The organism is Candidatus Zixiibacteriota bacterium (assembly GCA_034003725.1).
Lineage (GTDB): Bacteria > Zixibacteria > MSB-5A5 > GN15 > FEB-12 > WJMS01.
On sequence record JAVEYB010000004.1, the window covers coordinates 20,778 to 42,655 of the forward strand.

The following is a 21,878-nucleotide window of genomic DNA, read 5'->3' on the forward strand; positions in this document are numbered from 1 at the left end:
TCATCGGCCTGCTTTCTACGAAATCAAGTGCCTCGCAAGCCTCAGGATGCGGGGCTTTTCTCTGACCACAGCGACGAACGTCGCGAGGACGTCGACGGATTCCACCGCTTCCCGCCCAAAGTACTCGCTGAGTCCTTCGACCACATCATTAAACTCATCGTCGGACAACTTTGACAGGAAGGCTTTGACGCGGGCGAGGAACTCAAGTTCTCGGTGGTACTTTTCGACGAACCGGCCCGGATACATCTGGTGCAACTCCGCCACGGAGTGTATTTCGGCCTTGACCAAAGCGACGGCGGCCAGCGCTGCCATCCGGCCCGACGCCATCCCGGTGATAATCCCCCCGCCAGTGAGTGAGTCAAGCACGCGTGCGGCGTCACCGACCACCAGCAGATTGTCGCGCGCGAGGATCCCCGGACCCCGGTAGCGCGGTGTGGTGCCACATCCCGTGCGGATAACGGTGGCCCGACCGAACCGACGCTGCACGAATCGGTCGAGGAAATCGCGGATCGGCCGGTGCGGACCGAAGACCGCCGGAACGCCGAGCCCGACGTTCGCCTCGTGGTCCGATTTGGGAAAGACCCACGCGTAAGACTCGGGAGCGACGGCGCTGCCGAGATGGGCTTCGATCACATCGGGATCGACCTGAATGTCGGCGAGAGTGTACTGGAGGAACGATTCTGTTTCGATCAACTCGAGGCTGGTGGACAGCCCGGCCTTGCGGGCGATCGAGCTTTCGACGCCATCAGCGGCAATGAACACGGTCGATTCGATATGAACGAGTTCGCCCCGTGGTGACACCGCGTTCACACATCGGCACGACCCGCCCATTGAGGTCAGGCCCGTCGCACGCCATCGACAGCGCACCTCTCCCCCGTGTTTCACGAGCGCGTCGGCGAGTCCCTGTTCGAGTTTGACCCGATCGAGTACGAGGCCACCGTGCTTGTGCTTCATTTCGAAGAACGCCCCGGACGGAGCGAAGACGCGGCCGCGAGTGGGGGTCGTACAGATCCAGGCTGGATCCAGATCGATCGGAAGGTGCTCGAAGAGTCGCTCGAACGAAGCACGCGTGACACCTTCGGCGCAGTTCACCGGCATGCCGACGGTGTCGTCTCTTTCCAATACGAGGGTTCGAATACCGGCTGCAGCAGCCGTGAGTGCGGCCGTCAGTCCGGCCGGCCCGGCGCCGATCACGACCAGATCGAAGCGTTCACACATCGACCGTCTCCAACGCGCGAACGGGACAGAAAAGCGCGCAGTCGCCGCACTCGACGCACAGGTCGCGGTTGCAGGTGATCCCGTCCGCGAGCAGCGTCAATGCTTCGGTCGGACAAATCGCAACGCAGCCGCCGCACTTGAGGCAGTGTTCCACGATGATAGCGAGCACAGGGCAAGGTACGCCCCGGTCGCATGAGGGTTCAAGGATTTTTTAGCGGTTGAGGATGTAGACGCGGCCTTCGACGATCGACGTCCGGTTAGCCTGTTCGCGCAGGGCGATGAGATCATGCAGAAAGGCCTGCTTCTCTTCGAGGGGAATGTCGGCCTTGAGAACCGATGCGGGGAAGTCGATTGCGAGCACCCGGCAATCCGGCACGACGCGTATCACGTGTGCGGGAAAAAGTTCACCGGCCGCGGCCGCCATTCGCAGATCGGCGATCGCAAACCCGGGAATTGTCAGGGTGGTATCACTGCCGCCGCCTTTGAGAAGTTGATCGTGGCGGGATGATGTTTCGACCAGCGGAAGGTATCTACCGGAACCGCCGATTTCGGCGAACAGTCGGGTTAGTCCTTCCGGACAGCCGATACCGGCGCTATGGCGGAGGAACAGCGCGGTCGAATCACCTGAGGCAAAACGAACGTAGACCGGGTAATAACCATCGGGCACGCCCTGGTCCGGTCGGGCCGGAATGATGTCATCCTGGTTGCGACGGGCGACGGCCATGAGGTCATCGCTCTCCAGACCGGGTAACGACAGGGTTTCGCAGCATAGTTTCAGGGCCGGCTCGCGGACGACCTGCACGGGCACATGAATAAGGCCGGCACGAACGACGGACTGGAAGCGGTCGGTGTCCTGTAACAGGAGGAATCCTTGTTCGCTGATGGCTACGACGGGGAAAGGATCGCGCACCAGACGCAGATCATCATCGGGTGACGAATCGGATTCGTCGGTCGCGGTCTCGAACGGATAGATTTGTTCGACCGCGAGAATGCGGATATGCAGGAGGTCAGACGAGTTCATGAATTTGGGTATAGCAAGCCCTGTGCCTTAACCGCTCCAACCGACCCCGGTGTTTGTCACTCAACAAGTTACACATATCATAGCCAGCCTTGGTGGCCTTCCGCCTTAGTCGGTGCACCGTCAAAGCCCCAGCCCCTCCAGTCAGCTTTCACAAAATGTGCAAACAGCTACCGTTCCGAGGGCAAGTGGAGGCAGAGAATCGTGGATACGGATATCCTCGTGGAGCAAGCAATACGGATCCAGTCGTTGGGATGGAGAGGCGTTACAACGAGACGCCGCGTTGCAGCGGCTTGATGGACACGTTCTTGTAATCGAAGGGGTCAGGCGTCATGGAGACGTATCGGTTGGTCGGCAACGTCGGGAAGTCAGCCGGTGATGCCAGGGCGCGGTTCTCATGGGGATGGACAAAGCGGACGGTTATCGCGAGCCTCGATGAGTACTCCTTGAGGAGTTTGGCGCGTTCGCTACCGTCGAGCAGGTGTCGGCTTTTGCCGGTGAAGGCGAAGACGAATTCCGGGTTGGAGGAGCAGACTTCGATCGCGCGAAGCCCTTCATCTTTCAACTTTGTGGTGATGGTACGGAGCAGGGCGAAGAAGGCTGCGAACTCGAGGTCGACAAGTTCGCCGTCGGCTCGACACTTAAATTGCACGCCATAGTGGGGAATGCCGAAGATGACGAGTCCGGAGTACACCTCGAGCCGCCGGAGGTACGGATCGGAGGGTTGAAGAATACGCGCACCAATAAAGCACGCGACGGGCTTTTCATGCGGGGGCTTATCCACGGATGTTTATATAGCAAGTCAGGTGCCACGGCATGCATGAGCAAACGGTCCACCTTTTTTGCCGCCCGATGGGGACTTACGGAGGCAAATCCGGCCGCGACCGGAGACACGGCCCGCCGACCCATGCAACTGAGTGCCGACTGTTTTCAGTCGATCGATGCCAGCAACCGCTGTTTCAAATCTTCGTCGGCCTGAACGTACTTTCCGGTAGCGGTGGCGTAGAGGGCGCCGTCGGGTCCCCTGACGTCTCCCTCGGTCAGAAGCAGACGCCCGCGGGTATGGGTGATGCGGCCGGTGAAGGTCAGCGACTCTCCCACCGTCACGGGTCGGAGAAACTTCACGGTCATCTCGGCCGTGACGGCATAGATATTCTGAGCGAGGATGGCCTTGATCATCACTTCGTCGAGCATGGTCGAGATGATGCCGCCGTGGAATATGTTTTTGTAGCCTTCGAAGGATTCGCGAGCGACGACGGTCGAGATCGCCTGAGTGCCATCAAAGGTGAAGACGGCCTGCAGGCCGTGTTGGTTGCGGTCGCCGCAGACAAAACAGCCGGAGTATTTGGGTATGTCCTGCATGGATGTTGTATAGGGAGGCACGAGCCGATTGTCAACGGCATAAAAAAGGCCCGGCGGCTGCCGGGCCCGAGCTAGTTTGCTGTGACAATGTTAGTTGGTGGCCGGAGCGCTGCAGTACTCGACATTATACGTGGCGCTCTTGGTCCCGCTCACGGCGCTGACCGCGGCGGCGCCGTCGGTTATGGTGATGGTGTACTCATAGACCGCTTCGACGGGATCGGCCGTGCCGACCTGCGACACATAGGAGACGGTCGCGTTGATCTCGCCCTGTGTCGGGCAACCGTTGCTCCACGCCCCGGTCAGGCGGTCGACGGTCAGGCCGTTCAGTTCAAACGTCACATCCCAGGTTTTCCATTCGGTGGTGGCGCCCACTTCCTTGGACTCGACTTCGAGGGTCAAGGTGCCGCTGACGGTAGACAGGTTGCCGTCGATGTTGTCGAAGTACAGCTGACCCTGTGATTCGTAGTCGGTGTACGTGACGGTAGTATCGTCACTGGAGACGCGCCAGAGGTGCCGCATTTCGAGGTGGTCGGCGCCGACGCTGGTCTGCCGCGGGACGCCGGCGACGGTGAACTGGAGCGAGTCGAGATAGTAGCTGGTGCCGCTGGCCGTCAGCGAGGCGGCGGTCACTACCAGCCAGACGTCATCGTAGGTGCCGTCACCGGGGACGCCGGGGCCGTAGAACAGTCCGGGCATCTGCTCGACGACATCGCCGTCGCTGGCGACGCCGGAGAGGATGCTGGTCAATCCATCGGCGATCACCGAGAGGGTTGAGTCCACCAGGCCGTTCACGTGGGAGGTCGTGGCGACGTAATCTTCGCCGGACAAGAGGTTCGGGTTGGTCGAAGTCCCTTTGTCATCGTCTCCACACCCCAACAGACAGACCGCGGCGAGAGCTACAACAAACAGACCCGCCACAAAGAGAGACTTGCGGGAACTCATGGTAACGGCTCCTTTCCGTTAAGACCGACTCTGTCGCGGGTCCGTTGATGGGCTGATGTTTACTGCGCCAAAAAGGCCATGATCGCTTTTTGAATGTGCAGTCGATTTTCGGCCTGGTCAAACACCACCGAGTGGGGCCCGTCCATGACTTCGTCGGTGATTTCCCGACCTCGTTCGGCAGGCAAACAGTGCATCACCACCACCCTCTCGCTGGCACCGGCTAACAGAGCGCTATTTACTTGAAACTTCCTTAATTTCCTTTCTTTCTCTTCCGCCAGATGTTTCTGTCCCATAGAGGCCCAGACATCCGTATAGATTACATCGGCACCGGCAACTGCTTCTTTAGGATCGCCGGTGACCAGCACCTTGCTCTGGGGCGCAGCTTTCGCTTTGGCAAGGATGTCGGGATCGGGGTGGCAGTCCTCGGCGGTACCGATGCGTACTTCGAGGGGGATTCGCTGGGCCAGGTTGAGCCAGCTGTTAGTGATATTGTTTCCGTCGCCGACGTAGGCGATTATGGGCCGCTTGACGTCGGGAAGGTGCTCCAGGACGGTGAAGAAGTCACCGAGAATCTGGCAGGGGTGGACCAGATCGGTGAGGCCGTTGATGACGGGGACGGAGCCGTGTTTGGCGAGCCCTTCGACGTCGGACTGCTTGTACGTACGGATCATAATCATATGCACGTAGCGCGACAGCACGCGGGCGGCATCGGCCACGGATTCGCGTTCACCGAGTTTGATTTCTTTGTCGGTGATGTAGAGCGGCTGACCGCCGAGCTGGAAGATTCCCACCTCGAACGAGACGCGGGTACGAAGAGATTCCTTGGTGAAGATACAGGCGACCGATTTTCCGGCGAGCGGTTTCGGGGCGATCTCACCTTTTTTCATCTTCGCGCATAGATCAAAGACTTTCCGGACCTCTTCGGTACTGAAATCCGTTATTTGACAGAGTGACCGAGCCATAAAATCTCCTTACGGGCTGTAGGTGCGAGATTTCGCAGAATTAACCGAACAGCGGCAGACTTGTCAAGGATAGCGGCGTGGGTGGTTTCGTAAGAAAGTCAGGCGGTGAAGGGAATCGGCGCGTCAGGCGGGCAAATAGCTTGATCTGCGTAACAAGCGCTAACATATTACGTATCTTATAGAAGGACACGACATCGGAAAGAGGACCATGAGCAACAAGAAAGTCATATTCGGACTCGCGCTGGTGGCGATCGGCGTTATCCTGCTCGGGAATAGTCTGGATATATTCTATTTTGATTTCGAGGACTTCTTCCGGATCGCCCTGCCGCTGGGGCTTATTGTGCTTGGCGCGTGGCTGATAATCCGGCGACGCCAGAAAGAGTTGAGCGGCGGCCAGACGGAATTTGTCCATGTGCACACGACGCATGACAGCGGCACCGGGTTCCATGCCGGATCGGGCCCCGTGCCTCCGCCGCCTCCCCCGGCGCAGGACTCGGAAGCAGGGCAGTACAACGGCACAGGACGTGCGCGATACAGCCGGACGTTTGGTGACATGTTTATCGATATGAACGGCGTGAATCTACAGAGTGTCGAGGTGTCGTCGATGTTCGGCGATGTCGAGATCAAGCTGCACGGCGGAGAGCTTCAGCCGGGACTGAACCGGCTCGTGATTTCGGGATTTCTCGGAGATATTCGTGTCCTTCTTCCGCCGGACATGCCGGTCATGACACACATTTCGAGCTTTGGTGGAGACATTCACGCGATGGGCCGAAGTTCTTCCGGATTCGGCAACAACATCGAGACACAGTCACCGAATTACCAGACGGCGGACAGGCGGTTATTCATAGCCATCAATACGTTTCTCGGCGACACCCGTCTGATTCAGGTGTGATCGTCACAATATATATCTGCTGAGATCCTCGTTTTCAATGATCGCGGACAGTCGTTTCTCGACCATGGCGGCTGTTATCGTGATCTTTTTCTTTGTGACGGGCGGCTCAAACAGGACATCTTCGAGCAACGTCGTCAGGATGGTGTGCAGGCGGCGGGCTCCGATGTTCTCGGAGTCGTTGTTGACGCGTTCGGCCATCTGGGCGATTTTCCTGATCGCCGCCGCAGGGAAGTCGAGTTCCACGGACTCGGTCGCCAGCAGCGCTTTGTACTGTTTGATCAGTGCATTTTTGGGTTCGACGAGAATGCGTTCGAAGTCCGCGGCGGAAAGCGAATCCAGTTCCACCCGAATCGGGAATCGGCCCTGCAGTTCCGGGATGAGATCGGACGGTTTGGCGCCGTGGAAAGCGCCCGCGGCAATAAACAGCACGTGGTCGGTGACGATCATGCCGTACTTGGTCATGACGGAGGCGCCCTCGACGATCGGCAGGATATCGCGCTGGACGCCTTCACGGCTGACATCGGGACCGGTCCGCGAATCATCGCCGACGATTTTGTCGATCTCGTCGATGAAGATGATGCCGGATTCCTGCACGCGGTCCATGGCCTCGACAATCACCTCGTCCATGTTCACGAGCCGATTGAGTTCTTCGCTGGCGAGATACTTCCGTGCGTCGGCAACAGTCATTTTGCGGCGCCGCGTTTTTTTCGGCAGCAGGCCTGAGAACATCTCCTGAAAATTGGCTCCGAGTTCTTCCATCCCGAAGGGCGAGAAGATCTCGACGACCGGGTACTGGCTCTGTGGAGTTTCGAGCTCGACCTCGCGTTCATCGAGTTGCCCGGCTTCGAGCCGGGCACGAAACTTGTCGCGGGTCGACGGGTGATCCGGGACAACCGGGAGCTCGGGTTGCCGGTCGCCGTCGGCGGCAACGGCCGACTCGGGTGTCGGGGCCGGGCCCAGGAGGAGATCGAGCAACCGTTCGGTGGTATTTTTCTCCGCAGCAGCGGTGAGGTCTCTGGACTTTTCGGTCTTGACCATGTTGACGGCGATATCGACGAGATCACGAACCATCGACTCGACATCGCGCCCGACATATCCGACCTCGGTAAACTTGGACGCTTCGACTTTGAGGAAGGGCGCGCCGGCGAGATCGGCCAGGCGGCGGGCGATTTCGGTTTTGCCGACACCGGTGGGGCCGATCATGATGATGTTGTTGGGCATGATTTCGCCGCGGATGTCTTCGGGGGCATGGCGCCGCCGCCATCGGTTGCGCAGGGCGATGGCTACGGCCTTTTTGGCATTGGCCTGCCCGATCACATATTTATCGAGGTGTTCGACAATCTCGCGCGGCGTAAAATACTTTTCGTTCATTTGAGCACGTCCACGGTGATATACTTGTTCGTGAAGACACAGATGTCGGCAGCGATTTCCAGCGCCATGCGGGCGACCTTCTCCGCGCTCAGGCGGGGATTCGCCGCGAGGATACCGCGCGCGGCGGCAAGGGCGTAATTGCCGCCGGACCCGATCGCAACAATGGCGTCATCGGGCTCGACCACGTCGCCGGTGCCGCTGATCAGGAAGATGTTCTTCCGGTCGGTGACCGCGATGAGCGCCTCGAGCTTTTGCAGCATCTTATCGGTACGCCACTCTTTGGCGAGTTCGACGGCGGCTTTGGGAAGGTTGCCGTTGTATTCTTCGACCTTTTTGTCGAGCAGTTCGAACAGCGCAAGCGCATCGGCGGCCGTTCCGGCAAACCCCGCCAGGATGTTGTCATTGTACATTCGACGGATTTTGACCGCTTTGGTTTTCAGGACGGTGTCGTCGAAGCTGACCTGACCGTCGCCGGCCATGGCGGCCTGTCCTTTGTGAATGATTCCTATGATGGTCGTAGAACGCCACATCTCGCGTTTCCTTTGTTATGATTTTCCCCCGGATCGGGGATGCGATCGCGCATAGACTCGTTTCATGGTCTCGGCGGTGACGTGCGTGTATTTTTGCGTCGTAGACAGCGACGCATGGCCGAGGATCTCCTTGATGAGCATCAGGTCGGCGCCGTTTTCGAGCAGGTGGGTGGCAAACGAGTGTCGCAGGGTGTGCGGCGTCATCGAGACCCCCTCCCCCGCTCCGAACCGTTTCACGATTCGATTGATCGTTCGCACGGTGAGACCGTCGCCCCGGTTGTTGAGCAACAATGAACTCGAGCGGGATTCTGCGTGTGCGCAGAAAACTTCCCTGGCACGCAGATAGTCTTCGAGATCGCGCATGGTCTGTTCGCCGATCGGCACAACGCGCTGTTTGTTGCCTTTGCCGATCACCGTAATCATCCGACGGTCGTGATCGATGTCGGACAATTGAATTCCGGCGATTTCTTCCCTCCGGAGTCCGGTGACATAGAGCAGGGCAACCGTGATGAAGTCCCGCCGGTACGCGTATGCCTGTTTGTGCGGTCGGGCGCTGGTATGGTCGAACAGCCGGGACGCATCCGGTTGAGACAAGAAGTCCGGCAGAGGCGACGAGAATTTGATGCGCGGGAGGACGAACAGGTACTCGCGGTATTTGGCGCTTCGACCGAGGTACTTCTGGAAGCCGGAGAGTGCGGAGACAAACCGGGCGAGGGAGCGATTACCGACCCCCTGCAGGTGGCGATTGCGGAGAAACATTCTCAGATAGAGGGGGTCGTTTTTCTTTGACGACGGCAATTCGGCGTGCTGTTTCTCGAGCCAGTCGAGCCAGAGGCCCAGATCGCGACGGTAGGCCGAGATCGTGTGGTGCGATCGCTGTTTGTGCTCGGCAAGTTCTTTGAGATAGGCTGTCAACGCCTGGCGTAGCATGACGCCAATGTATTTACATCGCCGTCACGGGTCAATTTTTTTCCGAGATCAGCGTATCAGACGCTTACCGGACGCCGGCCGAAGCTTCGACATGATCTTCGTCCCGCACCTGGTGCTTGCATTCGGGGCACAGCAGGTATTCGCCCTTTGCTTTGGTGACCTTCTGCACCATGTACGGGTTGTTACAGGCGGGACAGGGCGTGTTGACCGGTTTATCCCAGCTGGCGAAGTTGCATTTGGGGTAGTTGGTACAGCCGTAGAACAGTCGTTTGGTCTTGGTTTGACGTTCGGTGATTTCGCCGTTGCAGCCCGGGCGCGGGCACGGTATGCCGAGCGTGAGCGGTTTGGTGTTTCGGCATTTGGGGTAGGCCGAGCAGGCCAGAAAGCGACCGAATCGGCCGGTCTTGATGACCATGTCGGAGCCGCACTTCTCGCACTTCTGGTCGGTTTTGGACTGCGCTTCTTCTTCGGGCAGCGGTCTCGTCGAGCGGCATTCGGGGTAGTTCTCGCAGCCGAGGAAGCGACCGTTTCGGCCCCACTTGATGACCATCGATCCGCCGCATTCTTCGCACCGGATGTCCGTTTTTTCGGTCATCGAGTCCTTGATGGCCTTTTCGCGGCCCTTCAACTCCTTGAGAGTCGAGCTGAACGGCTCGTAGAATTGGCTGAGGACCTTGACCCAGTCATCCGTCCCCTCTTCGACGAGGTCGAGTTCCCGCTCCATTTCGGCGGTGAAGGTGACGTTAAATATGTCCGGGAAGCTCTCCACGAGGATCTTGTTGACAGCGATTCCCAGATCGGTCGGGGACAACTTTTTCTCGCGGAGGTCGACGTATTTTCGATCTTTTATAGTCGAGATGATCGACGCGTAGGTCGACGGGCGGCCGATGCCGTCGGCTTCGAGGCGCTTGACGAGGCTGGCCTCGGAATACCGCGCCGGCGGTTTCGTGAACGACTGGCTCGGTTTGAGGTCAACCAGATTGAGCTGTTCTTTTTCGCTCAGGTCGGGAAGCGTTTCCACCCCGTTGCCGTTGCCATTGCCATTGCCGTTTTCGTCGGGCTCTTTCTCATCGTGGTAGATCCTAAGGAAGCCGTCGAAGGTGAGCTTCTGAGCGGAGGCCCGCAGCATAAAACGACCGGCGGCGATATCGACTGTCTCCACCGCGTAGATCGCGGGCTGCATCTGTGACGCAACAAAACGATTCCAGATGAGCGAGTACAGCTTGTACTGCTGGGCGGTCAAGTGCTTTTTGACTTTGGCGGGCGGCAGATTCATATAGGTCGGTCGAATCGCTTCATGCGCGTCCTGCGCCTGTTTTTTGGCGGTGTAATGGACGGCTTTCGCAGGCAGATACTTCTTGCCGTATTCCTGATCGATAAATTCGCGTACGGCCCCGAGCGCCTCATTGGAGACGCGGGTGGAATCGGTGCGCATGTAGGTGATCAATCCGGTTTGGCCCTCGCGGCCGATTTCGACACCTTCGTAGAGCTTCTGCGCAGTGGACATGGTCTGCTTGGGCGAGAACCCAAAGACTTTAGCGGCTTCCTGCTGGAGCGTCGACGTTATGAACGGCGGCAGGGGGCGACGGGTGCGTTCGCTTCGCGTGATGGAGTCAACGGCGTACGACTGTTTCCGCAGTTCGGCGACGATTTGGGACGCATCCTGCTCGGTGCGTATGACGATTTTCGCCCTGGACTCATCGCCTGCCTTGACGACCGTTTTGTCGTCGATCCGGGCGAGTGACGCCGAGAACTGCTCATCGGCGTGATTGGCGAGCATGGCCTGAATCTGCCAGTATTCCTGGGGTACAAACGCGGCGATTTCCACTTCACGTTCGCACACCAGCCGCAAAGCAACGGACTGGACTCTTCCCGCGGAGAGGTTGCGCGCGATCGTTTTCCAGAGGAAGGGCGAGACGGAGTACCCGACCAGTCGGTCGAGGACACGGCGCGCCTGCTGGGCGTTGACCAGATTGTAGTCGATATCGCGGGGGTGTTCAAAGGCCTGGCGCACGGCCGAGGCGGTAATTTCGTTGAAGGTAACCCGTTTGAACGTCGACTTGGAGTTCTTGAGGGTGTTGGCCACATGCCATGCGATCGCCTCGCCTTCGCGGTCCGGATCGGGAGCGAGATAAATGGTCTCGGCCTTTTTCGCCGCCTTTTTCAATTCGGCGATGACCTTCTCCTTGCCCTTTATGACGATGTATTCCGGTTCGAAGTTGTTGTCGACATCGACGCCGATCTTGGACTTGGGCAGATCGACGATGTGACCGACGGTGGACATCACATCGAAGTCCTTGCCCAAAAAGCGGACCAGCGTTTTCGACTTAGCCGGCGATTCGACTATGACAAGATTTTTGGCCATGCACAACCCTGGGTGAGTGGTTAGCGAACACTTACATTACTTTGTCGAACCGCGGCGATGATACTTTACCTTTCCGTCGACTAAATCTTGCAGGGCGATGCCGGTGATCTTTCGGCCGTCGATTTCGACGCCGGCGTTTTCTTCGAGCATAGCCACTTTTTCGAGGCGTCTGGAGTTCAGGTGCCGGGCGTGTTGGGCGGCGATAATCACTGCCTCGTAACGGTTTTTGGTGATTTTGTCAATCAGCTCGGTGGGGACAATTGGCATAGGTCACACTCCTGTTCGTTCGGCTTGCTTAACTGAGAATCTTTTTCAATTGTTCCGGCGGAAAGTTTTCAATGCGACAATGGTGGGCAATAATGACGCTCTCCACCTCTCGTACGGCGACGCTAACATCGCGATTGACAACGACATAATCGAATCCGTAGTCGTGGAACGAGGACATTTCCCGGATGGCATTATCAAATCGGACGGCGAGTTGTTCGGGCGTCTCGGTACCCCGCAGGCTGAGCCGTTCCCGCAAGGCCTGGATCGACGGCGGGAGGATGAAAACAGTGATCGCATCCGGGAATTCCCGTTTGAGCGCCTTGGCACCGTTGACATCGACATCAAGCACCATCACTCCGCCTTGGCGGCGGACGTCGTCAAGAGGCGGGCGCGGTGTACCATACTTAAATCTATGGACCCGAAAATGTTCCGCGAAAAAGTCACGTCCGGCCAGGGAGTCGAACTCGGCATCGGTGACGAAGTGGTATTCGCGACCGTTTTGTTCTCCAGAGCGCGGCGGACGAGTGGTATAGGAGACGGAGAAGCGCCATCCCGAGGCGAGTCGTTCGGGGCTGAGCAACTCGCGACAGATGGTGGTTTTGCCACCACCGGACGGGGACGAGATGATCACGATTTTGCCGGTGGATTGGGTCTCGGTTGGTGCCATGAGAAGCCGGCCTATTCCACATTCTGCGCCTGTTCGCGCAGTTTTTCGACGATTTCTTTGAGGGCGATTACGGTCGACGAGATACTGATGTCGGCGCACTTCGACCCGATGGTATTGACTTCACGGTTCATTTCCTGCAACAGGAAATTGAGGCGTTTGCCGGCTGGTTCCTTCTGTGAGAGAGCTTTGCGGAACTGGTCGACATGTGAGCGAAAGCGGATGCACTCTTCGGTGACGTCGGTACGTTCCGCCACGTATGCGACCTCTTCCTCGATTCTAAGTCCGTCGCGTACGGGTGATTCGAGCAGTTCGTTAATGCGTCCCATGAGCTTTTCGCGGTACGCTTGAACTACTTTCGGAGAGACCTCCTCAACAATACCGACGAGACGGAGCGATTCTTCGAGCCGCTCCCGCATGTCTTTGGCGAGCGCATCGCCTTCTTTTTTGCGCATGGCAGCCATGTCCTTGATGGCTGCGGAGACGACGGGCTTGAGGCTCTTCCACCACAGCTCCATGTCTGCCTCCTGGCGGTCAGGAGACGCTACGTCAGGCATTGAGAGCACGTCGCTCATGGTAATGGGGTGCTCGATCCCAAGTTCGGTCCGAATCGTTTCGAGCTGGCGGTAGTAAGCGTGGATGGCTCTCCTATTAATGGGGTAGCCATCGGAAGAGTCATCGGCCCCGTCAACGTTAATGATGACCGTTACCTTGCCCCGTCCAAATGTTTGTGCGACAAGCTCCCGTAGTTGGGTCTCCAGAGAATACAGATGACGCGGCGAACGGATCGTGTATTCAAGGAAGCGATTGTTAACGGACGAGATTTCAACAGAGATCTGGCCGAGTCGAGTTTTCTTTTCGGCCCGACCGAACCCGGTCATCGAATTCATGGAGCGGCCCTCACGGTAAAATAAGGCTCAAAAATAGAGATTACCGGTCACTTGTCAACCGCAATTCTTCCGGCAGAATACTAATGTGATGTCAGTCAACGAAATAGGGGCCAAGATGAAGGGCCTGGTGCGGGATGACGGTTGGTCAGGTTACGCGCGACGTGCGCGAAAAGGCTGTCAGCACTTCCTGGATGCGTTGCGCAGAGGACCGAATGATATCGACTTTTTGTGCGATGTCATCGGGCAGCGACAGCAATCGGGAGTCAATGAGCTCGGCGGCTCCGAGAATAGCCATGAGCGGGTTGTTGATGTCGTTTTCCAAGTTCGCGACGAGGGCGTCAACGTCGTGGTGCAGTCCGGATTGTGCATGCGGGTTGGCAGAAGGAGCATCGGGGAGGTTCGTGCGACGGACTCGAAGAACAAGGTCCGGAAGCAGGCGATGATATTGCCCTTCTTTGGTGAGTAATGTCGTCTTCTCATCAGCCGGGAGTCGTCGTGCAACCGGGTCTCCCGGCTCAACCAGGAGAATCAGCGGCAGTGTCGGGTCGATGGTTCGGAGGTGCGCGACGAATTCGGCGGGCGGCAGGGACCGGATTGCCGCATCGACGACGGCGAGATCATACTGGATGTGCGAGAATTCCGGGAGGGCATCGGCAGGGTGGGTATACTCCGCGACGACGGTGTCGGTGAGACGGTCTCCCAGTTCGCGGCGATTGAGCAGCGCCTGGTATCGATTCTCCTGCACGAGGAGGATGCGCGTATGGCGGGACAACGGAGTCACGGCTTGTGCACCTACCGATAGTCCGGAAATTCGAGGCAGAGGCGCGCCTCACCGGGGTTGTCTCGGCAAAGACTGACTGAGCCTTGCAGACTTGATGCGACTGCCGTGGTGATGAACCAGAGTGCACCGGGGATATCGGCTGCGCCGGAATCGAGCCCCGGCCAGGTGAACGCGCCCGGACCGCGCTCGAAGCTGTGCTCAGCACAGGCGGCCGCGAGCAGTTGGATGGCGACGCGTCCCGGGGAGGTGCTTGCGGTGATAGTCACGGAGGCCGTCATTTCGGACGACTGGCCGGCCAGGCAGAAAATCCAAGCGGTGAGCAGGTCGGTCATTTTTGAGCGCAAGGTCACAACCGTCGGCAAGTCGGAGAAGGAGAGATTCACCTGACGGTCGGGCAGCGCCCGTCGGAGGTGCTCGAAAATGCCGGTCACGACGAGGTTCAAATCAACTGCTGCAGGTGTTTCGTCCTTAGAGAGATAGTCCTGTACCTGTCGAGTGAATCGAAGGGCGGTTTCGCCGGCGCGTAGTTCGTCGAGCGCCGCCGCCAACTCAATTCGATTGGCGATGTCCATCGCATTGTGCAGAGCATGTCCGATAGCAGCCATCCGTTGGGCGCTTTTTGAGATCAATGATTCGGCCTGCTGCACCAGATCGACCGGAACCAACGGTGCGGAAGACGCGGCTGTATGGCGAGTGTCGGCCGCGACCATGGTGAGCCAGACACCCGACTCCGCGTCGCTGCGTCGGGCCACCAGGCGTACATCGGAACCATCGCGAAGGGTTATGTCGGCATCATATTCGGCCGCGGCGCCGCTCTCCAGAAGCTCCCGTACCGCCGCGTTGACCAGTCGCCGGCCGCTGTCATTTTCCGGGGACAGGATGGCATCGATGAGGGACTCGACTGTTTTCGGAGCTTCTTCTGAGTGGCACAGGCGACGAAGAGGATCGGTGACCGCTACCAGTTGATTGCCCTGCTCGATAAGACATGCGGCGATGCCCAATTGTCCGAGCCACTGCGATCGGACGTCGGGAACGACTGTCGACGCGGTGGATTCCGTTGAGCTGCCGAGGAGAGGCGACACGGGTGCGTCGACGATGTGGCGCTGCAACAGGAGTCGAACACGGTCAATGCCCGCTTTCGCAGCGCCGGAAGTGTCGTTCTCGTCGAAGGCAAGACGGATCATGAAGCGACCCTGTTCTCCCCTGTCCACGATAGTCACGAATTCCGAAGGCGCAACGCCGTGCTGTTCGACTGCACGCCGAACGTGTTCGCTGTCGCAAAAATCGTACGTTCCTCCATTCAGGGCGACATCGAGGTGCACATCGTTCAAGTCGCCCGAGAACACGGGATGGGGGCGTTCGGAGGCCGGATCGGCCGAGGAACAGACTATCAGCGGGTGATCGTCGGTCAACCGGTAGACAAGCACTTCTCGAGCATCGGAGAGGTCGCGGAGTCCGACCACCGCCTCGGACCACTTGGTCTCGTCTCCGAATGCGGAGAGAACGGAGGCGGCGGGGGACCACCGGTCCGCCGGAGTACCGGTCTGCGGAATCTGGGACAGGCTGTTCCGGATCGGCTGTAAGACGATCTGGTAATTGACGGGGTTGCCGGCGACGAAGTTCAGGGAGGCGATCACCGAGACCGGCACCGGGTGGCCCTCGCGGTCGTACAACAAGATGTCGGCGGTCTCAAAGATCGTCTCAAAGCGGCTGTGGCGGGTGAAGAGGCGGTCGATGACCGGGTGCTGGCATTCTTCAACGAACTCTCGGAATTCCCGTCCGAACAGGTCTTCCTGATACAGGCCGAGCATCTGTTCGACCTGTTTATCGACGAATACGAATCTCCCGCGCAGATCGACTTTACAGACGGCACACTGAGTTACCAGCGCCTCGCTACCGGTATTGTTGGGGTTCAGGTCAGCACTCACGTCGACAGCCACATGGTTAAACATCGATTTGCCAACTCGCTCCACGAATGTCTTTCTCTCGGGGGTCGCCCTGCTCGCGGGATAACCCAACCGAACTGGTGCAATATTGAATACATCGGCGATTAAGGGGAAATATTGATCGAGTCCCGGCCACTTAGTGCGTTTTCACACAATAAAATGCGCCGGCAGCGAACAGCTGTCGGCGCAATGTCGGAATCAGGACACCTCGGTGGCGCAGAAATCAGCCGCCGCCCTTTTTGATGAGACCTTTGAGCTGGTCGGCGCCTTCTTTCAGCAGGTTTTCGCCCGCTTTTTTGGTCAACGGCGACAGGTCGAGGTCAAAATCGGGCTTATCGATTGAGCCTCCCATGTTAAACGGCAAGGTGAGTCTGTCCACGGAGGAGCCTCCGAGAAGTCCCGAGAGTGTCTTACCGAGGCCGGACATCGCCTTCCGGGTGGCGGCTTCGCTCAGCGTGATTTTCCCGTTATAATCGATACCGCCGTCAAAGCCATACGACCCGCCGAGCGAGACATCGCCGAACTTGTCGATCCGGGTGGTGAGGTTGTCGGCGACCACACGTCCGTTTTCGACGCGAATCTTGCTGGCGAGATTTTTGAGGCTCTGTTCCTCTTCAAACGACTCGTGGACCGCCTCGGCCAGCTTCCTTCCGATAGCGTACACGGCACCGGTCGTCACCAGGCGGGCTTCTCTCATTTCGCCGAGACCGTCGAGAGTCATCGACTTAAGAAACTGCTCAGGCTCCCAGCCGGTGGCGCTGTAATTTCCGGTGAAGTCCATTTTGCCGAACAGATAGCCGCCGAAGGGAGTAAATCGCTCCAGGAAGTCATTGGCTTCGATCTGTGAGAACTTGAAGGAGCCGGTGTAGAGTGGGTTTTCGAAGTCATTGAGGTCTACCACGGTCTCCCCTGTCACGTCGCCGGTATACAGCTTGGCGACGATATCGGTGACATGGATCTTCCGGTCACGGATGCGCACGATACCGGTGGCACGAGTGAATTCCATTTTATTGTAGATAAGCGTATCAACCGCCAGCGAGCCCTGTCCGTCGATGTCGGGCACAAACACAACGGACACCGAGTCGATGGACGTGTCCGATTCGGCCGAGTCGGCCGAACCGGGGACCGCTTCGGGGAAGAGCCGGTCGATGTCGAGGTGTTGAGACGACAATTCAAACAGAAACATAGGACGGCGAAGAGTGCTGCGATCGAGGCTGTCGATCGGGAGCAGATACGGGAACGGTTTGATGAGTTTTCCGGAGAAGTGCAGGTCGGATGACTCGAATCTCATGCGCAGGCTGTCCACGGTGATGGTATCGGGCGACACCTTCAGTCCCGCGCCCAGATACGTGATCGGTTCCGGGAGCAGCGAATCGGTGTACGACGCTTCGCTGATGGTAAGGGTTCCGCGCGGTTTGAATCGGGTGAGGTCGGTCATGGAGCCGGAGAACTGCAGATCCATGGCGGCGCGACCGGACATCGATGGGGAGCCTCGTTCCGGGAGCAATGCGTTGGCCATGGCGAGGCTGAATTGCCCTTTGAGGGAGCCATCGATTTCCGGTGAGATTTTCCGTACGGATACAGAGTCTGCAAGCAGGTACGGGACCAGATCGTTTATCCGGCCGCTGAAGGTCAACTCCCCGGACGGAAAGGCGCCTTTGAGGGACCTCACGTTGACCAGTCCCCGGTCGACGTAGATATCAAGAGAGAACGAGGTGACAGGTTCAGGCAGGAGGTCCGAAGAATACTGACCATCGGTAACCGACAGGTTCCCGGAGAAATCGAATGCGGTGGGATCCTTCGCGGGGCCGTTAAATGTGATTTCGAACCGGGACCGGCCTGACAGAGTCTGATTGTGCTCGGCGGGCAGGAACGGTTCCGCAAACTTGAGGTCGACATCGCCGGCCAACTCTCCGGACACGCGGGGATTCTCGAAGTAATCGACCACCAGATGGCCGCGAAGGGGCTTGTTGTCGAAGGTAGCCTGTTCAAGCGCAATACGGAGGTTGTCCGGCTTGAAGTCCATCAGCGCACGACCGAGTTTGAGTTCTCCGGGAATATCCTTTGACGACATACTCATGTCGGTCATGACGGCTGTGCCGGTGTATGTCAGCGGGTTGTCAGCCCGGTCGGCGAAGTACTCGAGGTCGACGGTCAGCGCAAAAGACCCGCCAATCGTAAAGTCCCTGAGGTTCTCGCGCTGCGACGGTGGCAGCAGGGAGAAAACATCAGATACCGCCACCTCAGACGTCTTGACAGCCAGTCTCGCCTGAGCAGAGTCGGGCAGATGAGCAACGATACCGGTAACGCTGAGTTTCAGTGTATTGAGCCGAATGTCCCCCCTATCGACGGTCAATTCCTGCCGGACCATATCGTATGAGGCGCGATAGTTCAGGTCAAATTCGTACGGGGGAAAAGCCTCGCCGTTCGTTGCGATGCGTATGGAGTCGGCGGCGAGGTGTCCCGCCGACTGATAGGTGCGCTCGCTGGGAGTCGTCAACGACGTGGTGAGGTTAAAGCCGGTCAACTCGATCGTGACCCTGGCGCTGTCATCGCGATAGTGCAGTTGCCCGTCTTTGATCTGCAGTCGATCGAACGAGACGACGGTTGCTGCGGTCTGTTGTTCGCCGGGCATCCGGGTAACTTCGGGCGGAAGAGTCGTATCGACTTGTGCGAGATCGATGGCGTAGTTGACGACGCCGGCAGCCGTCTTGTGGAGGCTGATATGCGGGCGGTCGACGATGAGTCGGTCGACACGGTAGTCGCCGATAAGCAGGGGCAAAATCTGCAGCTTGACATCGATCTGTTCCGCCTGCACGAGGTTTTCGTTGGCGAAGTCGGCGGGGCTTCCGATCGAGACATTCTTGAGGACGACGCCGATCCCTCCCCAGAAGGAAACATCGAGACCTTCGATCTTCACCGGGCGATTGAGGGCGGCACTGCCCTGCTCTTCGGCGAGGGCGCGCACTTTCTCAGTCGGGAAGAACAGCTTGAGGCCGATCATCGCCAGCAGCACCAGGGCGATCAGGATGCCGAGTATCCAGGTGACGATCTTGCGGAGTTTCTTCACAGTTCACCATTCATGACAGAGTTCTCTTTTAGGCCCAATACTGAGCAGGGGCTGTCCCGAAGGCAACAAAAACACATTCCGTGCACGATTATACCCGACAGCGGGAGAAACGACGCAAGCACGATCAGATCATCGGGAGTCGGCAGGCGGGCTCAGAAGGTCGTGCTTTCGCCGGGCTTGAGAATGGCGACCTCGGACCCCTTGATCCTCGATGCAAACGCCCTGGGGTCGGCGGCGATGATATCAAACGTGTTGTAGTGGATTGGGACCACCTTCTTGGGCCGGAGGAATTCTACCGCTTTGACGGCGTCGTCGATTCCCATGGTGAAGTTGTCGCCAATCGGGAGGAACGCGAGGTCGATCCGGTTCATATCGCCGATCAATTTCATGTCATAAAACAGGCCGGTGTCGCCGGAATGATACATGGTTTTGCCGCCGATCTCGATGAGAAATCCGACCGGTGGTCCGGTGTAGATGCCGGCATTCTCGCCCGCTCCGCCGCCGTGGTGGGCAATGGTCAGTTTGACGCGGCCGAAGTCGAAGGCGTGCGAACCCCCGATATGCATGGGGTGGGTGGTGCAGCCTTTGGCGCCACAGTAACTGGCCAGTTCGAAGTTTGCGATGACGGTGGCGTTGTTTTTCCGGGCGATCTGGATGCCGTCGCCGAGATGATCGCCGTGCCCGTGGGTAATCAGGACATATTGCACCTGAATATCGGATGCTTTGGCGGCTGCCTTATCGTTACCGGAGAGGAACGGGTCGACAATAATCCGGTGCGGGCCATCTTCGACCATCACACAGGAGTGACCGAGAAATGTGGCAGTTGGCATGAGAGGCCTCCTAATCTATTTCGCACGCGCTCCTCAGTCCTAGATAGACAATCGGAACCTGATTGTCAACAGGCTCTCAGAAGAGGCCGGCGAGGCGGACAGTCAGTTCGGGATCGTTCCACTCGCCTGCTTCTCTGGTGCGGGAGGCTTCGAGGGAGAGCTGGAACTTGTCGTCGATGCGTTTGGCACCGCCGACGGTGAGATCCAAGGAGTTGAAGCCGTCGGTCGCAAGCAAGTCAACCATCGCAGAGACGGTCGCCTGCTCGCCCACTCCGGCAGTAGCCCGGCCGTTGATGCGGTAGATACCGTCGCTGTCCAATCCGCTCAGGCTGAGGAACGACCGTCTCTTTTCCGTGTCAGTTGCTCTCAGGGCCGGCGGTTGATAGGAGAATGCAACGTAGAAATCTCTGGCGCGCGGCACGGGGCCAAAGGCAATGTCCATAGGGGAGTCGTTGGCCCAGCCGGGCCCGGTGCCGGGTGTGTACTCGTAGGAGCGCCACCGGACGCCGATTGTCCAGCGCACGCTTTCATCCGTAACCTGATCCGTCATGTACCACGGTACATAGTAAACGTAAGTCGTAGTACGGTCATAGCGGTAGTCGAGGGCCGTGGTGAGCTCCGCTCCGGAGCCGACACCGATAGCGCTGCCGAGATCGATTCCGGCATGTCGGTCGTCCGAGTCGCGGCCGTCCAGCCTCGGCCACTCGTGGAAGAATCCGAGGTGGACATGCTGCTGGTTGCGGGCAAGGATGCCGTGGTAGTATCCGAGGTAGTCATCGAGCAGGATCTGCGGATTGAACTCGCCTTCGGTGATAGCATCGACGGAGACGCGCATGGCCGTTGAGGTTATCATCAGACCTCCATCTTCCTCGTATGAGTATACATCGCCCAGAGCGTAGTGGGTGACCTTTCGAGAGTAGGATTGAAAGTCCTGGCTCACTCCAAGTGTCACAAAGGCACCGGGAGCCGGCACAAACACGGCCGTTATGTCATAGGCCGGGTCGAAACTGGTCTGTTCACGGCTGAAGTCGAGGTCAACCTCCGGCCGCCCATCATACTGGTATACGACTTGGTCAAAGGATTCACGTTCGGCCAGCAGCGTGACATTGATGAAGGCTTGACGACTGATTCCCCACGTGAGATCGGAGCGGAGGCTCCACCAGTCGGACGTGGTGGTATCGAGATCGGTCAAGAGGCCGAAGAAGGTGAGATCGGAAATCCCTCGACCCGTTTTGTCGTGGCTGTATTGCCCCAGCGCGTACCACACGAGGTCACCGGGGCCCGCCGCGCGTCCGACGTAATAGGCGTACCGAGCGATATTGTCATCGAGCACCACGGTCTTTCGGCGAGACCAATTCAACGAGGCGGCAACGCCGTATTCATCGCTTTCGGACACAAAGTAGAAGTCGGGGTAGTTGACAGATGGCTGCTGTTTCATGTCAAAGCCGGTGAGACCGAAACGCTCCATTCCGAGCTGCCAGTTGTCGGCGGGACGCCAGCGCACGAACCCCTGAAGTCCTTCATTACTGTACGTCGTGAGCCCAGAGTAATCCTTATAACGTAATCCATTGACTCCAGCCTGGAAATCGCCAACGGTGTACGATAGCGATCCGGTCCAATATGGCGGCCGCTCATTTACCCAGCTTCCGGAAGCATCGACGGCAATCCCGTGTGCCCAGCGCCCGAAGTAGAATTCGGCGGGCAGGACAACATCGGCGCTGCTAGTCGATGTACAGCCGACGATAAGACACAGAGTCAGGAGGGCGGTCAGGGCTCGCCGTGCGGTCGATCGATAGTGAGCCATCGTGTGCTTCCCCCAGCAAGAAGAGTTGTTGGAAAG

General features: G+C 58.4%; 20 protein-coding genes. 1 reads left to right on the forward strand and 19 read right to left on the reverse strand.

Features of this window, described 5'->3' with window-relative positions; translation table 11 throughout:
- Positions 1-15: 15 nt before the first annotated feature.
- The 7 genes from RBT76_06230 to argF form a co-directional block, all read right to left on the reverse strand.
- Positions 16-1,218, reverse strand: a complete 1,203-nt coding sequence (locus RBT76_06230; protein ID MDX9857366.1) for a geranylgeranyl reductase family protein — start codon at positions 1,216-1,218, stop codon at positions 16-18.
- Positions 1,211-1,387 carry a 4Fe-4S binding protein gene (locus RBT76_06235; GenBank protein ID MDX9857367.1) on the reverse strand — a complete coding sequence of 59 codons (177 nt, stop codon included), beginning with the start codon at positions 1,385-1,387 and terminating at the stop codon, positions 1,211-1,213. The genes RBT76_06230 and RBT76_06235 overlap by 8 nt, the downstream gene beginning before the upstream one ends.
- Positions 1,388-1,429: 42 nt before the next feature.
- The gene (locus tag RBT76_06240; GenBank protein ID MDX9857368.1) at positions 1,430-2,239 is read right to left on the reverse strand and encodes a hypothetical protein; all 810 of its coding nucleotides are present in this window, start codon (positions 2,237-2,239) and stop codon (positions 1,430-1,432) included.
- Between the two features lie 262 nt (positions 2,240-2,501).
- Positions 2,502-2,930 carry a hypothetical protein gene (locus RBT76_06245; GenBank protein MDX9857369.1) on the reverse strand — a complete coding sequence of 143 codons (429 nt, stop codon included), beginning with the start codon at positions 2,928-2,930 and terminating at the stop codon, positions 2,502-2,504.
- Positions 2,931-3,166: 236 nt separating this feature from the next.
- A complete protein-coding gene (locus tag RBT76_06250) occupies positions 3,167-3,598 on the reverse strand; it encodes a PaaI family thioesterase (protein ID MDX9857370.1) in 432 nt (143 codons plus the stop codon).
- A 90-nt stretch (positions 3,599-3,688) separates the two neighbouring features.
- Complete coding sequence (locus RBT76_06255; protein MDX9857371.1) at positions 3,689-4,540, reverse strand: hypothetical protein; 852 nt, start codon at positions 4,538-4,540, stop codon at positions 3,689-3,691.
- A 59-nt stretch (positions 4,541-4,599) separates the two neighbouring features.
- Entirely contained in the window at positions 4,600-5,502 is a 903-nt protein-coding gene (gene argF, locus RBT76_06260; GenBank protein ID MDX9857372.1) for an ornithine carbamoyltransferase, read from the reverse strand.
- A gap of 208 nt (positions 5,503-5,710) precedes the next feature.
- Between argF and liaF the strand changes: the two genes are divergently transcribed.
- The gene (gene liaF, locus RBT76_06265) at positions 5,711-6,394 is read left to right on the forward strand and encodes a cell wall-active antibiotics response protein LiaF (protein MDX9857373.1); all 684 of its coding nucleotides are present in this window, start codon (positions 5,711-5,713) and stop codon (positions 6,392-6,394) included.
- 3 nt (positions 6,395-6,397) lie between these two features.
- On the opposite strand, the gene hslU is transcribed toward liaF, so the two are convergent.
- The 12 genes from hslU to RBT76_06325 form a co-directional block, all read right to left on the reverse strand.
- Positions 6,398-7,765, reverse strand: a complete 1,368-nt coding sequence (gene hslU, locus RBT76_06270) for an ATP-dependent protease ATPase subunit HslU (protein ID MDX9857374.1) — start codon at positions 7,763-7,765, stop codon at positions 6,398-6,400.
- Positions 7,762-8,295, reverse strand: coding sequence for an ATP-dependent protease subunit HslV (gene hslV / locus RBT76_06275; GenBank protein ID MDX9857375.1), 534 nt, complete (start codon positions 8,293-8,295; stop codon positions 7,762-7,764). The genes hslU and hslV overlap by 4 nt, the downstream gene beginning before the upstream one ends.
- A 15-nt stretch (positions 8,296-8,310) precedes the next feature.
- Positions 8,311-9,225 (reverse strand): tyrosine-type recombinase/integrase, encoded by a 915-nt coding sequence (locus RBT76_06280; protein MDX9857376.1) that lies wholly within the window; start codon positions 9,223-9,225, stop codon positions 8,311-8,313.
- A gap of 64 nt (positions 9,226-9,289) precedes the next feature.
- Positions 9,290-11,590: a type I DNA topoisomerase gene (topA, locus tag RBT76_06285; GenBank protein MDX9857377.1), complete on the reverse strand. Its 2,301-nt coding sequence runs from the start codon at positions 11,588-11,590 to the stop codon at positions 9,290-9,292.
- 36 nt (positions 11,591-11,626) lie between these two features.
- Positions 11,627-11,857 carry a DNA-directed RNA polymerase subunit omega gene (gene rpoZ, locus RBT76_06290; protein MDX9857378.1) on the reverse strand — a complete coding sequence of 77 codons (231 nt, stop codon included), beginning with the start codon at positions 11,855-11,857 and terminating at the stop codon, positions 11,627-11,629.
- 28 nt (positions 11,858-11,885) lie between these two features.
- On the reverse strand, positions 11,886-12,524 hold the full coding sequence (gene gmk, locus RBT76_06295) for a guanylate kinase (protein MDX9857379.1): 639 nt from the start codon (positions 12,522-12,524) through the stop codon (positions 11,886-11,888).
- 11 nt (positions 12,525-12,535) lie between these two features.
- Positions 12,536-13,411 carry a YicC/YloC family endoribonuclease gene (locus tag RBT76_06300; protein ID MDX9857380.1) on the reverse strand — a complete coding sequence of 292 codons (876 nt, stop codon included), beginning with the start codon at positions 13,409-13,411 and terminating at the stop codon, positions 12,536-12,538.
- Between the two features lie 145 nt (positions 13,412-13,556).
- On the reverse strand, positions 13,557-14,192 hold the full coding sequence (locus tag RBT76_06305; protein ID MDX9857381.1) for a histidine kinase dimerization/phospho-acceptor domain-containing protein: 636 nt from the start codon (positions 14,190-14,192) through the stop codon (positions 13,557-13,559).
- An 11-nt stretch (positions 14,193-14,203) separates the two neighbouring features.
- On the reverse strand, positions 14,204-16,144 hold the full coding sequence (locus tag RBT76_06310; protein ID MDX9857382.1) for a PAS domain-containing protein: 1,941 nt from the start codon (positions 16,142-16,144) through the stop codon (positions 14,204-14,206).
- A gap of 217 nt (positions 16,145-16,361) precedes the next feature.
- Positions 16,362-19,208, reverse strand: coding sequence for an AsmA family protein (locus tag RBT76_06315; protein ID MDX9857383.1), 2,847 nt, complete (start codon positions 19,206-19,208; stop codon positions 16,362-16,364).
- 152 nt (positions 19,209-19,360) lie between these two features.
- Complete coding sequence (locus RBT76_06320; protein MDX9857384.1) at positions 19,361-20,038, reverse strand: metal-dependent hydrolase; 678 nt, start codon at positions 20,036-20,038, stop codon at positions 19,361-19,363.
- 76 nt (positions 20,039-20,114) lie between these two features.
- Entirely contained in the window at positions 20,115-21,842 is a 1,728-nt protein-coding gene (locus tag RBT76_06325; GenBank protein MDX9857385.1) for a hypothetical protein, read from the reverse strand.
- Between the last annotated feature and the right edge of the window lie 36 nt (positions 21,843-21,878).

Excerpts from the sequence above, each read along its gene's own strand:
- gmk (MDX9857379.1), bottom strand. The coding sequence starts at position 12,524 with ATGGCACCAACCGAGACCCAATCCACCGGCAAAATCGTGATCATCTCG.
- hslV (MDX9857375.1), bottom strand. The coding sequence starts at position 8,295 with ATGTGGCGTTCTACGACCATCATAGGAATCATTCACAAAGGACAGGCC.
- RBT76_06230 (MDX9857366.1), bottom strand. The coding sequence starts at position 1,218 with ATGTGTGAACGCTTCGATCTGGTCGTGATCGGCGCCGGGCCGGCCGGA.
- hslU (MDX9857374.1), bottom strand. The coding sequence starts at position 7,765 with ATGAACGAAAAGTATTTTACGCCGCGCGAGATTGTCGAACACCTCGAT.
- RBT76_06320 (MDX9857384.1), bottom strand. The coding sequence starts at position 20,038 with ATGCCAACTGCCACATTTCTCGGTCACTCCTGTGTGATGGTCGAAGAT.
- rpoZ (MDX9857378.1), bottom strand. The coding sequence starts at position 11,857 with ATGCCAATTGTCCCCACCGAGCTGATTGACAAAATCACCAAAAACCGT.
- liaF (MDX9857373.1), top strand. The coding sequence starts at position 5,711 with ATGAGCAACAAGAAAGTCATATTCGGACTCGCGCTGGTGGCGATCGGC.
- RBT76_06240 (MDX9857368.1), bottom strand. The coding sequence starts at position 2,239 with ATGAACTCGTCTGACCTCCTGCATATCCGCATTCTCGCGGTCGAACAA.
- RBT76_06250 (MDX9857370.1), bottom strand. The coding sequence starts at position 3,598 with ATGCAGGACATACCCAAATACTCCGGCTGTTTTGTCTGCGGCGACCGC.
- RBT76_06300 (MDX9857380.1), bottom strand. The coding sequence starts at position 13,411 with ATGAATTCGATGACCGGGTTCGGTCGGGCCGAAAAGAAAACTCGACTC.
- RBT76_06325 (MDX9857385.1), bottom strand. The coding sequence starts at position 21,842 with ATGGCTCACTATCGATCGACCGCACGGCGAGCCCTGACCGCCCTCCTG.
- topA (MDX9857377.1), bottom strand. The coding sequence starts at position 11,590 with ATGGCCAAAAATCTTGTCATAGTCGAATCGCCGGCTAAGTCGAAAACG.
- RBT76_06255 (MDX9857371.1), bottom strand. The coding sequence starts at position 4,540 with ATGAGTTCCCGCAAGTCTCTCTTTGTGGCGGGTCTGTTTGTTGTAGCT.
- argF (MDX9857372.1), bottom strand. The coding sequence starts at position 5,502 with ATGGCTCGGTCACTCTGTCAAATAACGGATTTCAGTACCGAAGAGGTC.
- RBT76_06280 (MDX9857376.1), bottom strand. The coding sequence starts at position 9,225 with ATGCTACGCCAGGCGTTGACAGCCTATCTCAAAGAACTTGCCGAGCAC.
- RBT76_06310 (MDX9857382.1), bottom strand. The coding sequence starts at position 16,144 with ATGTTTAACCATGTGGCTGTCGACGTGAGTGCTGACCTGAACCCCAAC.